The following is a 19,250-nucleotide window of genomic DNA, read 5'->3' on the forward strand; positions in this document are numbered from 1 at the left end:
ATCCGGATCCTCTGCGTGTGGTCGGAATTGAGAATTTAAGTTACTTTAATAGCCTAAAAAAGGAATTTTCAGTATGATCACCGAAGTAATACAAATCTTACAAAATTGGAGGACTTTGCGTGATACGATCAAGGAATCACAGAGCAAGCTTAATCGTTCTGCTCGCTTTAACACTTTTATTTGGCCTATTGGGTGCAAACCTTTCGCCTATTCAGGCTGAAGGAATCATCCCGTATGTTTCGCCACAGAGACCGATCGAAGGGGTAGACAGCTCTAAGACGGCAACAGTAAACAGTTTGAACACAGCTGCAGCAATCTCTCCAATAAAGTCGTTGTCCTTTTCACAAGGCGTCTCAGATTGGCTGGCGGACTGGAATGCAGGCTATCTCTACGCTGTATCAAAAAGTACAAACAAGCTTTATTTCATACGAACTTCAGATATGACGATTCAAAAAGAGTTGATTGTCGGGTCCAGCCCTACAAGTATAGCACGCAACGGTAATACACTCTTCATTGCATTGTCTGGAGCCACGCTTATTCAGCCTGTCGATCTTTCAACGCAATCCTTACTGCCGTCTATCGCCATAAACGTGCAGCCCCTTTACATTGGGGCAACATCCGACTATTTATTTTACACTTCCGATTGGAAGAACTATTCGTATAATCGCAGCAGCGGAACGATTGCTAAAATTAGCTCTAATGAAGATGAAGCCGTTTTTGCCGCTGATGAAGCGACTCATACCATTTATATCGGTGAAACAAGTTCTTCAGGCTCAAAACTTAATGCTTATACTTATTTAACTAACACGTTAATCAGCTCAAGTAACTACGACGGCGGATACGGCTTTGGGTTTCCTAATCCAAAAATTTTCTTCGACGGAAGCAACGTATTTTTTGGCGGTTCTAAAATGAATGCAGCCGATCTTACAGAAATCAACGGCGCCTATAAGCGATACGGTGATTATAGTTATTTGAATTCTAAAATTTTGGATGTGGCAGGAAGATACGTCCTGACAAGTCAGGCAGTTTTCGATAAAGATACTGGCGTAAAACTTGCCGATCTGCCTTATGAAGTTACGCATGGTCTACTGGGCGATAACGGAACTGTCTATCTGTATGATAGCAGCTACAGTCATTCATCAGTTGAGTCATTTACTCTGGATCTTACTCACCCTTACACCATGCAAACGAACTCTCATACCAACTTTATTAGTACAAGTGACTCTATTAGCGCGTGGACCACGGACGACTCTACACCATATATTTATGCCGTTTCCAAAGCAACTAATGAATGTCTAGTCATTCGCAAAAGCGACATGACCGTTATCAGAAAGCAGGTCATAGGCGCTAATCCTACCGACATCAAGCTGCAAAATGGCAAACTGTACATTGCACTCAGGGGAGAAACTCATATTGCTGTGGTTGATGCCTCCTCGCTAGCTGGAAGTACACCGGCAATCATTCGGTACTCTCTAGGATCCAATCCGGATAACGTGTATCCAGCAGATCATTTGCTTTATTATTGGGGACAATACTTTGTAAGCAATATGCGCGTATATGATTCAAATTATGGATCGAATCGGACATTAGCTGATAAATCGCTACCCATGAATTTCAATTTTAACGGAGCTTTTTATGAAACAGTGACCGGTGCCATGTACGGTTCAGGCAGTGTAACATATGGTTCTCCGAATAGCATCTTTCAAATTGATCCCGCTACCCTTACAGGTAAAGCAGTCTTTAATCTGGATTTCTGGACAAATGTGGGACGGTTGTTTAAGGATGGCGATCAAATCTACTATGGTAACAAGCGCTACAGTGTTACTGGTGTCGTGTATGGAACATATCCCGACCAGGTCATTTATGCCAAAGATTCGCTAGTATTCGGTTCATATGGCATCTATGATCGTGGTACATTCCTTAGTCTTAAAACTTTGCCTTTTACCGTTACCAACGCCTACGTTACTCAAAACGGTGAAATGTATATATCCAGTGATAAAAGCATTTATCACTTTACAAACTTATCCGATATCGATACGTACGTCCAAACGCATTTATTAGCACAAAAACCTGTGCTTTGGGACAGTGATACCAACGAGAAGCAAATCGGTGGGCATATCTACTTCAAGCCAGCGCAAGATAGCCGAGTTGTCTCAAACTATGTGATTGCCTTTCTGAATAACAATCAACAAATAAGCGGTTATATATACCCTCAAGATAAGAAGACTCTTTCCGACGGAACTTTAGATTTCATTTTAAATACCACCAATGTGCCCGATGATGCTGTTTCCCTAGGGATTTTCTCTTTAATACAAAGGGACAACTACACAACTTCTCAACTTAATATTCCTGTTGTATTCCCGTTATGGGACTCACCAACTTATTTGCCTGTGCAAGTCACTTTAACAGCGACAAAAGATACGCCGGGCGAATTCATAGGAACTCTGCAATGGCAGCCTGCCAAAAAGGAGACATCAGATGCGATATACCGCGTTTACTATATCAATGATGAAAACCTATTTGGAACACCACTGGTGGAGCTTGCCACAGGACAACCCAATTACACGGTTCCATTAGACTTACATCAGGTACCTGCTTCTGCGCGCGGCTTCGCTATCGTCGTTGAATTGCCAGACGGCAGACAGCCTTATTTTGTAAATACAAAGATTTTCCCTAGAAACCTGACCCCTAAGCTGCTAAGCAGCTCCATTAAAATCATCAAAAATTCAATTGTAGCGGATACGGTCACAGTAAACAACTTGCTGCCAGGTGATCACATTCGTGTTTACAATGGTAACGGCTATCTACTTGGAGAAGGAACTGCAGGGGCGGGACTTTATACAGTTACAGTCAACATTGACGACGTCGGACCCATAGGTAGTACAATCTTCATCACGAACCAAAGCGCTGGTAAAGCAGAGAGTGATCCCGTCTCAGTTCAAGTACCACCAGCAACAGGTGGTGGTGGCGGCGGATCCGCTTCAGATCCCTATGGATTAGGGGCTGATGTCTGGTCAAGTGCTACACCGCTTCATGCAACGAACGTGACTTCAACCAGTGCAACCTTAGCATGGGCTCTGAGCCAAAATAGCGCAAATGTTAAAAAGATAAGAGTATATTTACTCAATGATCATACAATGTTTCCCTCATTTGAATTGAAAGCAGAAATCGATGGTCTTGTCACATCATTTAATTTAACGGATCTCAGTCCTGACACAACATATACCTATGTGTTGCAAGCCGGTGACTCCAGTGGCCATTGGGGCGTATTGGGGGCACCTTCAGTAAGAGTTACTACGAAGAAGCCAGACACATCTGCTCCAACATGGTCCGAGAATAGCAGAATGACAGTTGCAAATATAACAACCACTAGTGCCTCACTTAACTGGACTCCTGCCTATGACGATGTTGGCGTGGCAGCATATAAACTTTACACGGTAACCGGAACCACCTATCAAGAATTAGCGACAGTAAGTAATGGACTGCAATACAATTTGAGCAACTTGAAACCTTCTACATCGTATACATATGCCATTAAAGCTGTGGATGCAGCAGGGAACGGGAGCGATTATGGGCCTGCCGCTTCATTCACCACGAATGCAGGCACCGGCGGCGGCGGTGGCGGCGGCGGTGGATTCAAACCAACTCCGACTCTGGACAAAGATGGCAAAATGGCCCTTAATCTGAACCCCGATCGGGTGGATTTCCTTGTTGATCTAAAATCGGATAAAAAAGAGTTAAATCTTGATGCACAGACAGGGGAAAGAGTTGACAAGCTCTCTATCAAGCTGGATGCTGATATCCTCCAAATGGCTGGGACGAACAACAAACCCTTGGTAATTACATCTAACAACGGGACACTTCGTTTCCCACCTAATTCTATTTCGATTAAAGATGGAAAAAATCAAATCGAATTGGAGCAAATCATTGAAGCTGCTCCAGCGGCAATCCCGCAATTCAAAGCTGTTTCCTCCCTTGTTATTTACCATCTAACGGAGAACGGGGAGCCAGTTGGCGCTTTTACAAAGCCTGTTCAAGCAACATTCAAATACGATACAACTAAAGTAAGTAACCCTGACAAACTTGGTGTCTATGTGCTGGATGAGCAGACAGGAGAATGGAACCGTGTGGACAGTAGCATTCAGAGCGCCGGGACTATCACGGCTTCATTGCCGCATTTTTCCACATATGCAGTTTTAGAGAAAGTAAGCGACATAAATTTCCTAGATATTCAAGGACATTGGGCCCAAAAGGAAATTGAACATTTGGTTACCGATGGCATTATCGACGGTATGGATGCTTCATCTTTTAAACCGGATAACCATTTGACAAGAGCACAATTCGTCTCCCTGCTTTCAAAAGCATTGAAGCTAGGAGGACAGGCCGCCGAAACAGCGGATTTCGACGATATCTCCAGCGATTCCTGGTATAAGGACTCCGTTTATGCCGCTCAAAAAGCCGGCATTGTTAGTGGCATAAATGACCATACCTTTGCTCCTGAAAGCAGTATTTCAAGAGAGCAAATGGCCGTTATGATGGTAAAGGCTTACTTATACGCTACGAAAAAGCAGCTCACTGATCTGTCAGTTCCCACCGAAAATAGCTACTCAGATAATGATGCTATCAGTGAATGGGCTAAATCGTATGTTAAGTCTGCAGCAGTTCTTGGAATCATGAACGGTTACGATGAGCAACATTTCGCTCCTAGTACTGAATCTTCAAGAGCACAGGCCGCTGTTGTCATTAACAGGTTGTTACAAATCATAGCTAAATAAACCATAACGTAACAAAGCTAAAACCTCGTCTAACACGTTAAAAGATCGCCAACCACCTAGCCGCGATGAAGGGCTGAAGGGATTGGCGATCTTCTTTTTTCTAGCTTATACTTAGAATATCTTCTTCTCTTCCCGATCTGCTTTCAGAATCTCAACAGCTTCCCTAAATCGAAGCGAATGCACAATCTCCCTTTCCCTGAGGAATTTCAAGCTGTCCTGCAAATCCACATCATCCGTAGTGTCAATAAGCCATTGATAGGTCGCTCTCGCCTTCTCCTCGGCCGCAATATCTTCGTAGAGGTCAGCTATCGGATCTCCCTTGGCTTGTATGTAGGTAGCCGTCCAGGGGACGCCTCCAGCGCTCTGATAAAAGAGTCCTCGATCATGAGCGACATAGTGATCATCAAGCCCAGCTGCCTTGATTTGTTCCATTGTGGCATCCTTCATCAGCTTATAAACCATTGTCGCAATCATTTCTAAGTGGGCAAATTCTTCGGTACCGATATCCGTCAGCAATCCTACAACCTTATCTGGAATCGAATAGCGTTGGTTCAAATACCGAAGCGCTGCAGCGAGTTCTCCATCGGCTCCCCCATACTGCTCAAGAAGCAGTCTCGCCATCCGAGGATCACATTTGCTCACCTTGACAGGGTATTGCAGCTTTTTCTCATATATCCACATTAGCGATCCTCCCTCTTAAACTTGCCACGGCCAAGGTGTCTCCACCCACTGCCATGGCGCTTTTGTGAAGCTGTGTCCAAAGGGCATCAAAGGTCCGAATTCCATTTCGAACTGCTGGGCCATATGCATGCGCTTATGGGCAAATTGATTATACTGTTGGATCACACTCAAATCATCAGGGTGCGTATCCAAATAAAGTGTTAACTCCACCAATACAAAATCCACGGCTTGCAGATCACGAAGTTGCTTATAATAGGCTTCAGGCAGCACTTGCTCGCTCATGTTGATTGGCCTCCTTCATCGCCTCTAGTCACTTGTAATGGATTCGGGTAGGGTCCATAGAGTGCAGGCCAGAGCGTCCCTGTTCTCAAAGCATCATACGGACTAAACTGTGGCAATCCTGGCGGTTGAAAATTCATATATAATTGCGGCGGGGTATTATACCATTTCACTCGAATCGGTGGACATGGGTCACACGGTCCAATATACGGATACCAACTTTTAAATTGTGTGTACATATGTCTCCTCCTTTGCAGAGCCTATATGACTCGTTATATGCGGCATAACTTGACCAAAATTACCGATATCCTATATTTTCCGTTATGAAAAAATCCCTCTCCAATTGCAACCGCGCAATTCGGAAAAGGATTTTTTAATCTCAATGTTAATCTAATTGAATATTCAATTTTAACACGCCTGCTTTGCGCAAGGCTTGATAAATAATGACGACCAGGGGACCAAGGAACAAGCCCGCGAAACCAAGCCATTCAAAGCCAATATACAAGGAAATCAAAGCCGCTAATGAATTGATGCCAACCGCATCGCTAAGCACTTTGGGCTCTACAATCCGGCGAAGGATGATAAGTACCAAGAAGAGCACGAACAAGCCAATTCCCATGCCCGTATAGCCTAGCAGCAGTTGGTAAATGATCCATGGGATGAAAATAATTCCGGTCCCAATCACGGGCACGAATTCCATCACCATAACAAGTAGTGAAATTGCGAGAGGGTATTCAGCCCGAAGGACTAGCAGTCCAATGAACGTTAGCAAATACGTAAAGATCGCCATAATCAACTGTGCACGAATAAAACCGAAAATAGCTTCACGCAAATAAGTCAGTACGTTCTCCATTTTATCCTTGGTTTTCGTTTCAAACATCGAGAGAAAAGCAACTTTCAAATTGGGCAAGTTGTACATACACAAATACAGGGTGATTACATAGATGATCACTAGCATGAATAAATTAGGGATCTTTCCGGCCATATTGAGGAAAAATCCAGAAATACCACTCAATATACTCGTTAATGCGCCAGTTAACGTCTCGGTCCCCCGCTCTACCCACGTCTGTACTTGTGCTGCCATCTCTGGGGATAATGAATCATAGAATACCTGGGTTCGCACCACAGCCTGATCTACGTAATTATTGACATCCTCCATGTAATTAGGCGCTTTACGACCAAGGTCAATTAACTCGGTAACGACATTCATCCCAATAAAATAGATTAACGCCACCATCAGTAGAGTAAATGCCGTGCTAATGATCGTTGCGGCGACAAAACGTTTCATTTTCGCGACACGCATCAAGAGCGTTGTGAGTGGGTCCAAAAAAATAGCTGTCACCAGCGCTAAGAGAAAAGGCAGCCCTACGGTAAACAAACCGTATAACACCAATGCTCCTATCGCCATGATTATAGCTGTCTTGGGTGACATAGAGACGCCTCCGATTATTCATTTCCCGGTTTAACTGTGTCGATATTCGTTATATGTATACGCACAATACGCAATCGATCTACCTCGGTCACTTCGAAAACATGATTAGCATAAGGTACTTTCTTCCCTTTGACAGGCGCGCCTTCTACCTTCTTAAACAGCCAACCGCCAATCGAATCCACATCATCGTCTTCAATTTGGAGATCCAGCATATCGTTTAAATCTTCCAGCAGTACTCGACCATCCACAGAGGTGTATTTATCTTTCACTTCCACGCCAGGCCGTTCATTCACATCGAATTCATCATGCAATTCTCCCACGATTTCTTCGATGATATCTTCCAAGGCTAAGAGACCAGCCGTCCCCCCATACTCATCAACGACAATAGCAAGTTGAGAATGCTTTTTTTGCATGAGTTTGAGCACGCGGCTCACTTCCATCGACTCAGGAACATTCAGAATAGGACGGATGAAGGTCTTAAGCTCCTGCTCAACATCCGGATCAGCCGTCAGTAGATCGGCAATATGGACAAAGCCTACAATGTTATCTTTGTGCCCATCAGCAACAGGATAACGGGTATGCTTGGTTTCGTGAACGAAGCGCAAATTATCAATAAAACTTACTTCGAGAAATAAACAATCCATATCTGTCCTTGGCAGCATAACCTCGCGAGCGATAAGATCGGAGAATTCGAAAATATTATCAAACAGCGTCATCTCGTCTTCGTTGATATGACCGCTTTTGACACTCTCATCCATCAGGATGCGAATTTCTTCCTCCGTATGAGCAGCCTCATTCTCACTCGCAGGCTCGACACCAATCATCGCAAGAAATTTATTCGCGGCACCGTTAAGTACCCAAATAATTGGACTAAATATTTTATAGAAAAACAATAGCGGTGCTGATAGCCACAGGGAAGTCAATTCTGGCTTTTGAATGGCAAAGGATTTGGGCGCAAGCTCTCCTAGCACAATGTGCATAAACGTAATAAAACCGAAAGCAACGATAAAAGATAAAGTCGTTGTATACATGGATTCGCCTAAACCAAGTGAATGAAACAGAGGCTCCATAATCAATTCATCAATCGCCGGTTCCCCAATCCAACCCAGTCCCAGAGAAGCTAGTGTAATCCCAAGCTGTGTAGCAGATAAATAGCGATCCAGCTGAGAAGTTACTTTACTCGCGTATTTAGCCTTGCCGCTGCCTTCATTGACCAGTTGTTGAATACGAGACTGTCGAACCTTCACAAGCGCAAACTCCGCTGCAACGAAAAATCCGTTAAGCATCACGAGTAGGATAACTAGGAAAAGATTAAGTACGATAGAACCGAAATCAAACGACGTATGTGGCAAAATGTAATTTCTCCTTCAGAAAGATGATTAGATAATAGCTTTACGACTTTTGAAATCTACTGTGCGATAGTATGAGTCTGCTACAAGCAAGTTAGGTCCGCAACAAGATGCTTTACTACAGAAACAATTCACCTGCTGGTTCAGCGGATTGTTCTCCCAACGAGCAAAGATATCATCAAGCCCATCATCATGTATATTTCCAAGCGGAGGCTCATTAGCAAAATCGGTGACGAAAACCTCGCCAGTAAACGTACTGACGTTCAAACGGTTTCGCCCATCTGGGTCGTTACGAACCGTAACATTGCGCTCTTCACGTAGACGCTTAACAAGCGTACGATCCGCTTCCAGTTCATTACACGCGAAGAATGGCAATGTGCCGAACAGCATCCACATGTCTGGATTCCGATCGTCTAGCAACCGATGGATACTCGCGCGCAATTCGTCCAGCGTAACCATTGGAAGATGGGAAGCGAAAGAGCTCGCATACATCGGATGTACTTCGTGACGCTTGCATCCCATTTCGTTGATTAGCTGATGAATCTCAGGCAATTTCAAATGGGTTCGCGTGTTAATCATCGATTCCGCTGAAACGTACAAACCGCCTTTGCTTAGTGCCCTCGTATTATTAACCATTCGTTCATACATGCCGGATGCAATGGCCTTGCCCACAGGTCGCGGCGAGTTCACAAATCCTACTTGATGGAAGTCATCCTCATTCAAATAATTGAAAGAAATATGCATGACATCCAGATAAGGCGCCAGCAGCTCATAACGCTCCAAATCTAATGTTAAATTCGAGTTGATCTGGGTCCGAATCCCCCGCTCCCGCGCATATTTGAGGATGGGCAGCATGTAGTCTTTCACGATCTTAATGTGGTAGGAAGGTTCGCCGCCTGTTAAACTAATCGTTTCCAAATGTTCAATTTCATCCAGTTTCTGCAAAATAACTGGTAACGGTATACGTGGACCTTCTGACATCGTAAGTGAATCGCCAACTGCACAATGCTCACAACGCATATTACACAGATTGGTGATGGTAAGCTCTATACTAGTTAATACGTGTTTCCCGTATTTCCGATACGACCGAATGGGGTCCCAAGGATCATACTCAGGAGTTAACTCCGGTAAGATGGAGTGTGTTGCGTTCCTATTCATGCTGTTTACACCTGACCTATCATTTCCTATTCAAGAACATGTTACTACCTATTATGCCTATACCTATGCCCTTTATTGTAACTTATGATTGGCAAAAAAGGAAACAGCCATAGGAATCGCCGCTAGCCTTAATGCTTGTCTATTTGGGATTGCGGTTTTGCACGAAGCCACTTCGGGGCCCACCAGTTAGCGTCACCTAGCAGCTTCATTAGCGCAGGCACAAGCATGACTCTAACAATGGTGGCGTCAATCAATACCGCAAGTCCGAGACCTAGCCCCAGGGCTTTCATAATTTCAATATCGGTGAAAATAAAAGATCCGACTACGACAACAAGAATGAAAGCCGCGCTTGTAATTAAGCTTCCTGTTTTTTTCAAACCTTCGGCTGTACTCTGATCATTATCTCCACTTGCCTCATATTCTTCCATGATACGTGAAATAAGGAACACTTCGTAATCCATGGAGATCCCGAACACGACGCAGAAGATGATGACAGGCAGCGTTGCGCTCACATATCCGATGGACGTAATATGCAGCATATCCGCCATGAATCCATGCTGAAACACTAAGACGACGATCCCTAGACTAGCGCCTAAACTAAGCATATTCATCAAGACAGCTTTCAGCGGGAGTAAGACCGAGCGGAATGCCAGCAAGAGTACGAGATAAGTAATTCCCATAACGAAAATAAGAACCTCAGGAATTTCCTTTTGAATACGGTCAATAATGTCCAAACGGTACGCAGGACCACCTGTTACAGCAGTCTCTAATCCTCCAGTACTCAACTTACGAAGATCGTGAACTAATTGATCCGTCACAGGATCATCCGTGTCCTTTTCAGGGATAACAATCATTAGAGCCGTATGCCCTTTCGCTAATTGCGTTTCTTCTACCTGGTGCTGAACCTCAGGCTTTGTAAACATCCCCGCAAGCTCTGCATCAGAATGCTGTCCCAGAACAGTTAGATAGCTCTGGACCTCTTTTACACCACCTACAGCTTTGACCTGCTTACTGTAAGCTTGAATCTCGCCAATCGAGGCGGCTGACCAGATCTCATCTTTCGTATGTATCACAACTTGAATCGGTGCTGTCATGCGAGGGTCATAGGCGCTCTTGAGCAACTCAGCTCCATAACGGGACTCATAGCTTGGAGGAAGGACCTCCGCGTTCGGTACCCCTAATTTCATCTGCCAGATCGGCGTCATACTATAGATCAACACACCACCTACTACAACAACTAGCAGAACTGGACGTTTCATCACTGCATAAGCAATTTTCTCCCAGAACTTCGATGTTTCTTGCTTACGGAATCGTTTAGGAACGACCTGTAAGGAGTTAATACGATGACCCAAAATACCCAAAAGAGCTAATAACACTGTATTGGCCACAATGACGGAAATTGAAACAACGATAACTCCTCCGAGACAGAGGGAGCGGAAGAAGGTCAAATCCACAAACAGCATCCCCAACAAACCAATGAGGACTGCGATCCCAGAGAAAAATATCGATCTTCCTGCTGTTTGACATGTCATTGCGACGGCAGCAGCAACACTGCTCTGCACTTTGAGCTCTTCACGAAACCGGCTGACCAGAAATAGCGCATAGTCAATTCCAACCGCAAGCCCTAGCATTGTTACCATATTCGGTAGAAAATTCGATAAGGATTGATGCTGCGCAATAAAATAAGTAACGCCCAGTGTAAGTGTCACACTCATCAGTCCTACGACCATAGGTAAGAATGCTGCAACCAATGTTCCGAAAACAATTAACAACACGAGAAGTGCAATAGGTAAACCTATCGCTTCCGATTTGGCAATATCATGTTTACTGGCGACTTGCATGTCATAGAGAATTGCAGGCCCACCTGTAACATACACGTCCATACCTTCTGGTGGATGTACATGCGACTTAAGTTCCGGATATATCTCTAATGCGGGATCTGTATCTAACGAGAGTGATACACTAACTGCTTGTACATCTAGATGTCCTTCATTACGAGGCGTAGTTACGAATCTCACATCTTCCACATAAGACAGTTCTTTCACCTTCGTAAGTGTGGCCATAATCGCATCTTGCTGAGCTTTCGCCGTTAAATCAAGCCCATTATGACCCGTATACACGAAACTCAACTGTGTGCGAGGCACCCCAAGCTCATCCCGCATTTGAATCAATCCCAGATCGGATTCGCTCCCTTTGGGAGTAAACCCATTGTCTTTCAACATACCTGGCGCTTTTTGAGCGAAAATAGCAAAGATGAGCATTAAGCTAATACCAATCGTTAGCACTAACCATCGGAACCGAAACATGGCGTGCCCCCATTTCCAAAACACGCCTTTCTCCATAGACTCCCGCATCGTGACTCCTCCTTAATCTACAAAAAGAACCTGGTTTCCCAGGTTCTTTTTCTACTATGTACGATATCTATTCTATAATATTGTAGGCATACTTGTATCTAATATCGAGTCATTTACTTTAATTTCCCCAATTTCAGAAATTAATATCGACAGTTTGTTTGAAAGATCGATTTCATACGGTTCTTTAAGCACAGTACCTGCCTCATTTTGAAGCACGCGAATCGTTGGTCTATGCGGCACAGACATGTTCAACTTAGAGACGATCCCATATTCCCCAGTATTCAATCTTACCGTAATCCCCAATGGGTAAATGGCTATTTTGTCCCGAAACAAAGCAATCTGACTCTGGTCATACATCGTACCAGATCCTGCAAATAACTGTTCCATGGCTTCATGTGGCAATAACGGTCTGCGATACACACGTGTCGTCGTCATGGCATCATAGGAATCGACAAGTCCAATCCATCTGGCGAACTCATTAATCTCGCCCCCTTGAATGCCACGTGGATATCCACTGCCATTAATCCGTTCATGATGCTGCAAGGCACAATGAGCAGAAAGAAGTGGGATATTCGGTTCATCCTTCAATAGATTGAAGCCATAGGTTGTATGATTTTTCATTTCAGTGAACTCGTCTGGTGTTAGCTGAGAAGGCTTGCGAAGAATGCCTAATGGCACTTTCGTCTTCCCAATATCATGCAATAACGCGCCTAAACCAAGCGTCTCGAGCTTCTCTCGACTATACCCATAACTGATTCCCAGCATAATCGCATAAATGCTCACATTAACGGAATGCTGGAATAAGTAATTATCCTTCACATTCATATTATTCAGCATGACCATTGCACCATCGTGAGCACTCAAATCATCAATGATCATCTTCATAACATCGCGAAAGTTGCGACCAATGTCGTAATAATTCACAGCTCCGCGTTTATTCGAATCTTCCATAACCTTCTTAAAAGTATTGCGAATTTCCATAACCGCTTTGGTTCTTGTTTCATCCTGAATAACATCCGGTTGAATAATATCATTCGTTCTAGCGTCTTCTATGTAAATATAATCGATTCCATAGCTAAACAAGCGATCAAGAAGTCTCTGTGTAAGCTCAACATTAACGGCCAAAAGGACCATACCATCATCGTTGTATATATTCTTAGCCAGCCTCATTCCAGGTTGACACATGTTGATCGGCATAAACAGCATTTCAGAACCCCCGCATAGGTGAGCATTACGTTCTACTTAAATGTAATAGATTTCAATGAAAAGTTCAATACAAAAAACCGCGTCTTTCGACGCGATTCGCTATTGTTGTATAAAAAACTACTTTAAAAACATATAAAGCGCGAAAATAATCGCGACTGCAAAACGATAATACGCAAAGTAAGTGAGCTTCATTTTTTGCACAAATTTAATGAAAGAGACGACAGCTAGTAAAGCCACCACGAAAGCCACTAGAAATCCTACAATAAAGAAAGCCAAATCGTCGGATGACAATGCATCATAATTTTTCAAAAAGTAGACGCCAGAAGCTCCGAACATAATCGGAATGGCCATGATGAAAGTGAAATCCGCTGAAGCCGCACGGCTTACACCTGATAGCATACCACCGGCAATCGTAGAACCCGATCGTGAAAAACCAGGCCAAATCGATATGAGCTGCCACAATCCAATTGCGAAAGCTTGCCGGTACGTCAAGTCGTCTAGGACGGTCGTTTTGGGTTGTTCCTTTTTCTTCTCGGCAATGATGAGCAGAATACCGCCGAGCACGAGTCCTACTAGAACCGTTGTTGTATTGAATAACTTCTCATCCACAATATCATTGAATAGAACGCCGATCACACCTGCAGGTATGATACCAATTAAAATGTGCAATAGATTCAGCTTTTTCCCTGTTTTACTTTCGCTTTTCCGGTTCACAAGTCCAAATAAGGATAAGATTCGCTTCCAATAAATAATGACGACTGCCATAATGGCACCCAATTGAATGACGAAATCGAACGTCTTCATGACTTCATCATTTTGTGTGTTTAGCAAACTTTGTGCCAAAATCATATGCCCTGTCGAGGATACGGGTAAAAACTCCGTCAAACCTTCAACGATCCCAATAATGATCGCCTCAAAAATTGTATGCATGATTGCCCCCTATATTCTGCTAACTATCAGAAATTTGCTCCGGTTCCTATTCTACCTGTTTAGTGCTGGGTCTGACAACATCTATGAACCGACGGTGGTGGCTGCCAGCGATAGCAGCCTCATCTTGCAGCTGATTGGCTAGCACATCACGGATAAACTCAGGCAGCATGTACACGATCTGCTTGCCTCGGCTCAGGGATAGATAGCCTGATCCAAACGTAAACATATCAATCGTACCTACAAGGTAGGTACGTTCTAGGTCTAATAGCTCCTCGCCAACATACACGGAGAGGATGCGCTCGTAGGGAGGGCGTGAGGCATCCATCTGGACAGTAATTCCGTCCACACAGAGAATGCCCAGCACCTCCCCGCGGAAGCCGTACCCGCGAATCGGCTTCTCCATAAATTCGTCAAGCAGCGACTCTTCGAGCGCTTGACGAATATCCGCGCCGCTGAGCTCCATGCGGCAGGGATTGATCGGGCCGGGGCAGATTTCCAGCAGCCGGCCCCGGGAAAGGCTCCCCTCCTTCAGTCCCTGAAGGAGCTGCCCGCTATTGACCAGCCCGATCTCGGCGCTGGTCCAGCGGCGAATCCCCGCGGCAAGCAAGTTGCCGAGCGGGGATTCGCCGTACCAATCCAGGCGCAGCGGCTGCCGCAGCTGCGCCACCTCTGCCGCCAGCGATGCGGAGCTGGCGATGCGATAGTGCTCCAGCAGCGTGATGACGCTGCTGTCTTCCTCGCTCGCGTCCGTCATCGGGACGACGCGGCCGTTCAGCTCCACGATCCGGCGCTGCGCCGGATCGTAGGCAAGCTCGATATGGCCGGCATACTGCCCGAACTTGCCGGCCGCACCAATATAAGTGCCGCTGAGTAGAAGCGGCTCTTCGAGCAAATGATGGGTGTGCCCACCAAGGATAATGTCGATGCCATCCAACTCCTCAGCCATCCGCTGGTCCGTTCTCAGGCCCAAATGCGACATGACGATTAAGATGTCCACCTTGGGACGCAGAAGGCTCACATGGGCGCTTACAGCTTTCATAGGATCACTTACATCCCAACCGAGTAATTCATAGTAATCTTGATAAGCGGCTGTAACGCCGATCAGACCGATACGCATACCCGACTTTTCAAGAGTCAAGGAGGGCAGCATCCAATCCGGCGTTTCATTCGTCTTGCTATCCGTTATATTGCTGCCAATAATGGGAAATTGGGCATGTTCCAGCACAACTGATCTTAGCCATTCCGGTGTAAAGGTTAATCCTTCATTGTTGCCTAGAACCATCGCTTCGTAGCCGGTAGCATTCATGATTTCTAAATTAGCGATCGCATTCGTCCCTTCTGTTTCTGGAAACATGCGATCCATATGATCACCAATATCAAGTGTCAACACTTGATCGGGCGGCCATAGGCGGCGAACACGATCAAAATAAGCGCTTATTTTGGGCATCTGTTCGAAATGGCTATGTATATCATTCGTATGTAATATGACTAGCCGTTGCAAGGGGGCCGACATCCGTTCACCTCTCTTCATAATGAGAAAACCCTGATCTCAACATGCCTGTCTCTATGTTATGCAAGAATTCGCTTCCTCATTTCTTGAATTTGAGCTCATCCAGGGTAATTTTGTTCTTAAACCCATACGTTGCTTCTTCACCTAAAGCTGGATCGTTTATAAACCATATTTTGATGATACTCTTTACATTCAGGCACTCACTGCTTCCATCAGGTACATATAATCGAATCGGATACCCTTTCTTCAGTGCCTGTCCCTCCTGTGCATATAGGAATAATGCTTGATCTGTTTGTCCCCATGGTATCAGGGCTTGAAACTCATCTACCGCTTCCACCCTCACGTGAGTAGGCTCTTCATCTATACGCTTCTGCCCATTGCTGTGCCAGCTACGGTACCATGATTTGAGATCAAAGGCTTCTCCTTCCACCGATGGAACGCGATCTTGAATGTTACATCTCAGATCCGCTATTGCAACCATTTCTTCAACTGTAAAAATTTGTATGTTCCTATGTAAGTCAGACACTTCTATCCGTGAATTAGTTTGCATGCTGATACTCCTTCCCATTTCAAATTCCAAGTCCTGCCAAGGGATCACTCCATTATACCATTTTCAGGGCAAAATATGATATGCTGTAAGGGATTCTAACATCTATGGCAAGGAGAAACAAATTGAACTTACATATTCAACTCTTCGCAGGTCTAGTAGACCTATTCGGAACTTCTGTTCTCACAATTACTGTCGATCCTGATTCGATAACGATTGCTCAGTTGAAGGATAAAATCATCGCTGATTATCCTGCTGCCTCGGCGCAGCTCTCTACATGCTTTTTTGCCAAAAATCAAGATTACGCCGGAGATCAGGACACGGTTACCGCCTCAGACGAGCTTGCGCTTATTCCGCCGGTTTCAGGTGGACAGCCTTCTCTTTACGAAATCACCGATTCAACGATCGATGTCGTTTCCGTGACCTCTAAGGTGAATCACCCCAACCACGGCGCTTCACTTGCCTTCATCGGCACGACGCGAGAAATGACGTACGGACAGCGAACCGTCCTTTTGGAGTATGAAGCTTATATTCCGATGGCCTTGAAAACGATGGCAACCATCGGGGAAGAAATCGATGCGAAGTGGCCTGGCACCTTATGTGCGATCACCCATCGATTAGGTAAGGTTGGGATTGCCGAAGCGAGCGTCGTGATTGCTGTCTCTTCACCTCACCGCGCTGACTGCTATGATGCCAGTCGATATGCCATTGAACGCTTGAAACAAATTGTACCTATTTGGAAAAAAGAAATATGGGCGGATGGGTCCGAATGGAAAGGCAATCAAACAGGGCCCTGGAACCCGCTTCATGCACCGCAGGCTGATAACTGATTCGAACGGAGATGACTTCACTTGGACCCTCATTTACATACAGAAACTTCAACAGGAATTGACCCACGCTATTCGAGACAAATTCTCTTCCCCCCGATCGGCATGGAAGGTCAGCGCAAACTTGGCCTCGGTCGTGTGGCTATTGTCGGTATGGGCGCATTAGGTACCGTTCTTGCTAATCATATGGTACGTGCAGGAGTTGGATATGTTCGAATCATAGATCGCGATTTTGTTGATAAGAGTAATCTCCAAAGGCAAATGCTGTACGATGAAGACGACGCTTCAGCGACGATTCCCAAGTCCATCGCCGCTGCGAAACGTCTGCAGCTAGTGAATTCCAATGTCGAGATTGATCCTCATGTCTGTGATCTTAACGCGACAAATGCCGAGGGATTGCTTCATGATGTCGATGTCATTCTGGATGGAACCGATAACTTCGCCGTTCGGTTCCTGCTCAACGATGTCAGCATGAAATTAGGGATCCCTTGGATCTATGGCGGTGCTGTTGCCTCGCGAGGTGTCTCGCTGACCATTATCCCTGATCGAACACCTTGTTTGCGCTGCCTCTTCCCGCAAGCGCCAGCTGCAGGCACCACAGATACCTGTGACACTGCAGGTGTCATTGGGGGAATCATCCATGTCGTTGCTTCCTATCAAGCCACTGAGGCTCTTAAATTACTCGTAGGCGCAACGGATCAACTCAATCTCAACATGCAGCAATGGGACTTATGGTTCAATCAGAATTCCGCGATACGGGTCTCTGGGGCTAAGAAGTCAGATTGCCCAGCTTGTGCTCATAAACAATATGAGTATTTAGATGCTCATATTGAAAGTGATACCATTCAGTCCTTATGCGGTCGCAATTCGGTTCAAATTCATCCAATTATTCCAAGCACACATCCGTTGGAGTACTGGGAAGAACGGTTACAACCGCTAGGTCTGGTTGAGAAAAACCGCTTTCTTTTAAAGTTTCACGCTTCTGACGATATTCAAATGATTATATTTCCTGGTGGTCGTGTTCTCATTCAAGGGACGGAGGATTTAATTCAAGCCAAAAGTCTTTACAGTCGTTATATTGGGATGTAGTATTACAATATACCTATAGGATACTAGGACTTGGAGAGGAGCTTATATGCGTGTACATGTGCTTCAACTTATCGTTGGTGACAAATTAATTTCCGATTCCTACAATGCAGTAGGCCTTCATTTACTATCTTCAGGCACCATTCTCGACGCTGGAGACATTTCGATGCTCAATCGTCACAGTGTGGATTATGTTGATATAGCTCCAAGAAGCAGTGAAATCGAGAAAGTCATTGAAGAAGTGCCATCCCGGCAAGCGAATATCTTACAGGTTACCTCATTTAATAACGCTACTCAGGGCATTAAAGAAATGTTTGAATCTTTGCAAGACGGTGGTTCTCTTCACAACGAAACTGTAGAATCCGCTTTCAATCCGCTAATCGAGAGCATTCAGGATGAGAAAGATGTTGTTTCTCTGCTTCTTTCCTTGCATAGTAAAGATGACTATACCCTTCAACACAGTGTCCAAGTTGGAATGTTATCGTACTATATTGCCAAATGGATGAACAAATCTGAGAAGGATGCGTTAGTCATTGGGAAAGCAGGCTATCTGCACGATATCGGGAAATGTAGAATACATCCGGATATTCTGAATAAGCCGGCTAAGCTGACGAAGGAAGAATTCGAGGAAGTTCAGAAACATACGATTCATGGTTATGATATTATTCGCAAATCGTTAAAAGATGAAACGCTCGCACTCGTTGCCCTGCAACATCACGAGCGAATGGATGGTTCAGGCTATCCGCTGCGGAAAAGCAGTACAGAGATCCATTCCTACTCCAAAATTGTCGCGGTCGCAGATGTGTACAGCGCAATGATTTCGAGCAGAGTGTATCAACAACGACGTGATTTACTGCATGTTCTTAAAGAGCTTCATCGCATGAGCTTCGGCGAGTTGGATCCCAAGATCACCCAAGTGTTCATACGCAACATGATTCCTAATTTTATTGGTAAAACGGTGTCTCTGAGCGACGGACGTGAAGGTACTATCATTATGACGAACCCTACTGATTTCTTCCGACCGCTCATCAACATTGACGATCAGTTCTTAGATTTATCGCAGCTCGCTAATGTAGAAATTACGAAAATTGCGATTTAGTACTTGGGATCTCATAC

General features: G+C 44.9%; 15 protein-coding genes. 4 read left to right on the plus strand and 11 right to left on the minus strand.

Features of this window, described 5'->3' with window-relative positions; all coding sequences use genetic code 11:
- Positions 1-119: 119 nt before the first annotated feature.
- Positions 120-4,775 carry an S-layer homology domain-containing protein gene (locus A8708_RS07495; RefSeq protein WP_068662865.1) on the plus strand — a complete coding sequence of 1,552 codons (4,656 nt, stop codon included), beginning with the start codon at positions 120-122 and terminating at the stop codon, positions 4,773-4,775.
- A 111-nt stretch (positions 4,776-4,886) separates the two neighbouring features.
- On the opposite strand, the gene A8708_RS07500 is transcribed toward A8708_RS07495, so the two are convergent.
- The 11 genes from A8708_RS07500 to A8708_RS07550 form a co-directional block, all read right to left on the minus strand.
- On the minus strand, positions 4,887-5,456 hold the full coding sequence (locus tag A8708_RS07500) for a manganese catalase family protein (RefSeq protein WP_068662866.1): 570 nt from the start codon (positions 5,454-5,456) through the stop codon (positions 4,887-4,889).
- A gap of 15 nt (positions 5,457-5,471) precedes the next feature.
- A complete protein-coding gene (locus tag A8708_RS07505) occupies positions 5,472-5,738 on the minus strand; it encodes a spore coat protein CotJB (RefSeq protein WP_068662867.1) in 267 nt (88 codons plus the stop codon).
- The gene (locus A8708_RS07510) at positions 5,735-5,974 is read right to left on the minus strand and encodes a spore coat associated protein CotJA (RefSeq protein WP_068662868.1); all 240 of its coding nucleotides are present in this window, start codon (positions 5,972-5,974) and stop codon (positions 5,735-5,737) included. The genes A8708_RS07505 and A8708_RS07510 overlap by 4 nt, the downstream gene beginning before the upstream one ends.
- A 146-nt stretch (positions 5,975-6,120) precedes the next feature.
- Positions 6,121-7,167 (minus strand): sporulation integral membrane protein YtvI, encoded by a 1,047-nt coding sequence (gene ytvI / locus A8708_RS07515; RefSeq protein WP_068662869.1) that lies wholly within the window; start codon positions 7,165-7,167, stop codon positions 6,121-6,123.
- A 14-nt stretch (positions 7,168-7,181) separates the two neighbouring features.
- Positions 7,182-8,519, minus strand: coding sequence for a hemolysin family protein (locus A8708_RS07520; protein ID WP_082927324.1), 1,338 nt, complete (start codon positions 8,517-8,519; stop codon positions 7,182-7,184).
- Between the two features lie 27 nt (positions 8,520-8,546).
- The gene (gene yfkAB, locus A8708_RS07525) at positions 8,547-9,674 is read right to left on the minus strand and encodes a radical SAM/CxCxxxxC motif protein YfkAB (protein WP_068662870.1); all 1,128 of its coding nucleotides are present in this window, start codon (positions 9,672-9,674) and stop codon (positions 8,547-8,549) included.
- 128 nt (positions 9,675-9,802) lie between these two features.
- Positions 9,803-12,028 carry an MMPL family transporter gene (locus tag A8708_RS07530; protein WP_068662871.1) on the minus strand — a complete coding sequence of 742 codons (2,226 nt, stop codon included), beginning with the start codon at positions 12,026-12,028 and terminating at the stop codon, positions 9,803-9,805.
- Positions 12,029-12,100: 72 nt separating this feature from the next.
- Positions 12,101-13,234, minus strand: coding sequence for an HD-GYP domain-containing protein (locus A8708_RS07535; RefSeq protein ID WP_068662872.1), 1,134 nt, complete (start codon positions 13,232-13,234; stop codon positions 12,101-12,103).
- 117 nt (positions 13,235-13,351) lie between these two features.
- Positions 13,352-14,164 carry an undecaprenyl-diphosphate phosphatase gene (locus tag A8708_RS07540; protein ID WP_068662873.1) on the minus strand — a complete coding sequence of 271 codons (813 nt, stop codon included), beginning with the start codon at positions 14,162-14,164 and terminating at the stop codon, positions 13,352-13,354.
- Positions 14,165-14,210: 46 nt separating this feature from the next.
- Complete coding sequence (locus A8708_RS07545; protein WP_338044185.1) at positions 14,211-15,695, minus strand: bifunctional metallophosphatase/5'-nucleotidase; 1,485 nt, start codon at positions 15,693-15,695, stop codon at positions 14,211-14,213.
- A gap of 58 nt (positions 15,696-15,753) precedes the next feature.
- The gene (locus A8708_RS07550) at positions 15,754-16,224 is read right to left on the minus strand and encodes a molybdopterin-binding protein (protein WP_068662875.1); all 471 of its coding nucleotides are present in this window, start codon (positions 16,222-16,224) and stop codon (positions 15,754-15,756) included.
- A gap of 122 nt (positions 16,225-16,346) precedes the next feature.
- Here A8708_RS07550 and A8708_RS07555 point away from each other — a divergent pair, with 122 nt between their 5' ends.
- The 3 genes from A8708_RS07555 to A8708_RS07565 are packed head-to-tail and all read left to right on the plus strand — an operon-like array spanning position 16,347 to position 19,233.
- Entirely contained in the window at positions 16,347-17,051 is a 705-nt protein-coding gene (locus A8708_RS07555) for a molybdenum cofactor biosynthesis protein MoaE (RefSeq protein WP_068662876.1), read from the plus strand.
- A gap of 57 nt (positions 17,052-17,108) precedes the next feature.
- A complete protein-coding gene (locus A8708_RS07560) occupies positions 17,109-18,137 on the plus strand; it encodes a ThiF family adenylyltransferase (RefSeq protein ID WP_068663028.1) in 1,029 nt (342 codons plus the stop codon).
- Positions 18,138-18,183: 46 nt separating this feature from the next.
- Positions 18,184-19,233: an HD-GYP domain-containing protein gene (locus A8708_RS07565; protein ID WP_068662877.1), complete on the plus strand. Its 1,050-nt coding sequence runs from the start codon at positions 18,184-18,186 to the stop codon at positions 19,231-19,233.
- The last annotated feature ends 17 nt before the right edge of the window (positions 19,234-19,250 follow it).

It is taken from the genome of Paenibacillus oryzisoli (assembly GCF_001653565.1).
GTDB classification, from domain to species: Bacteria; Bacillota; Bacilli; order Paenibacillales; family NBRC-103111; genus Paenibacillus_E; species Paenibacillus_E oryzisoli.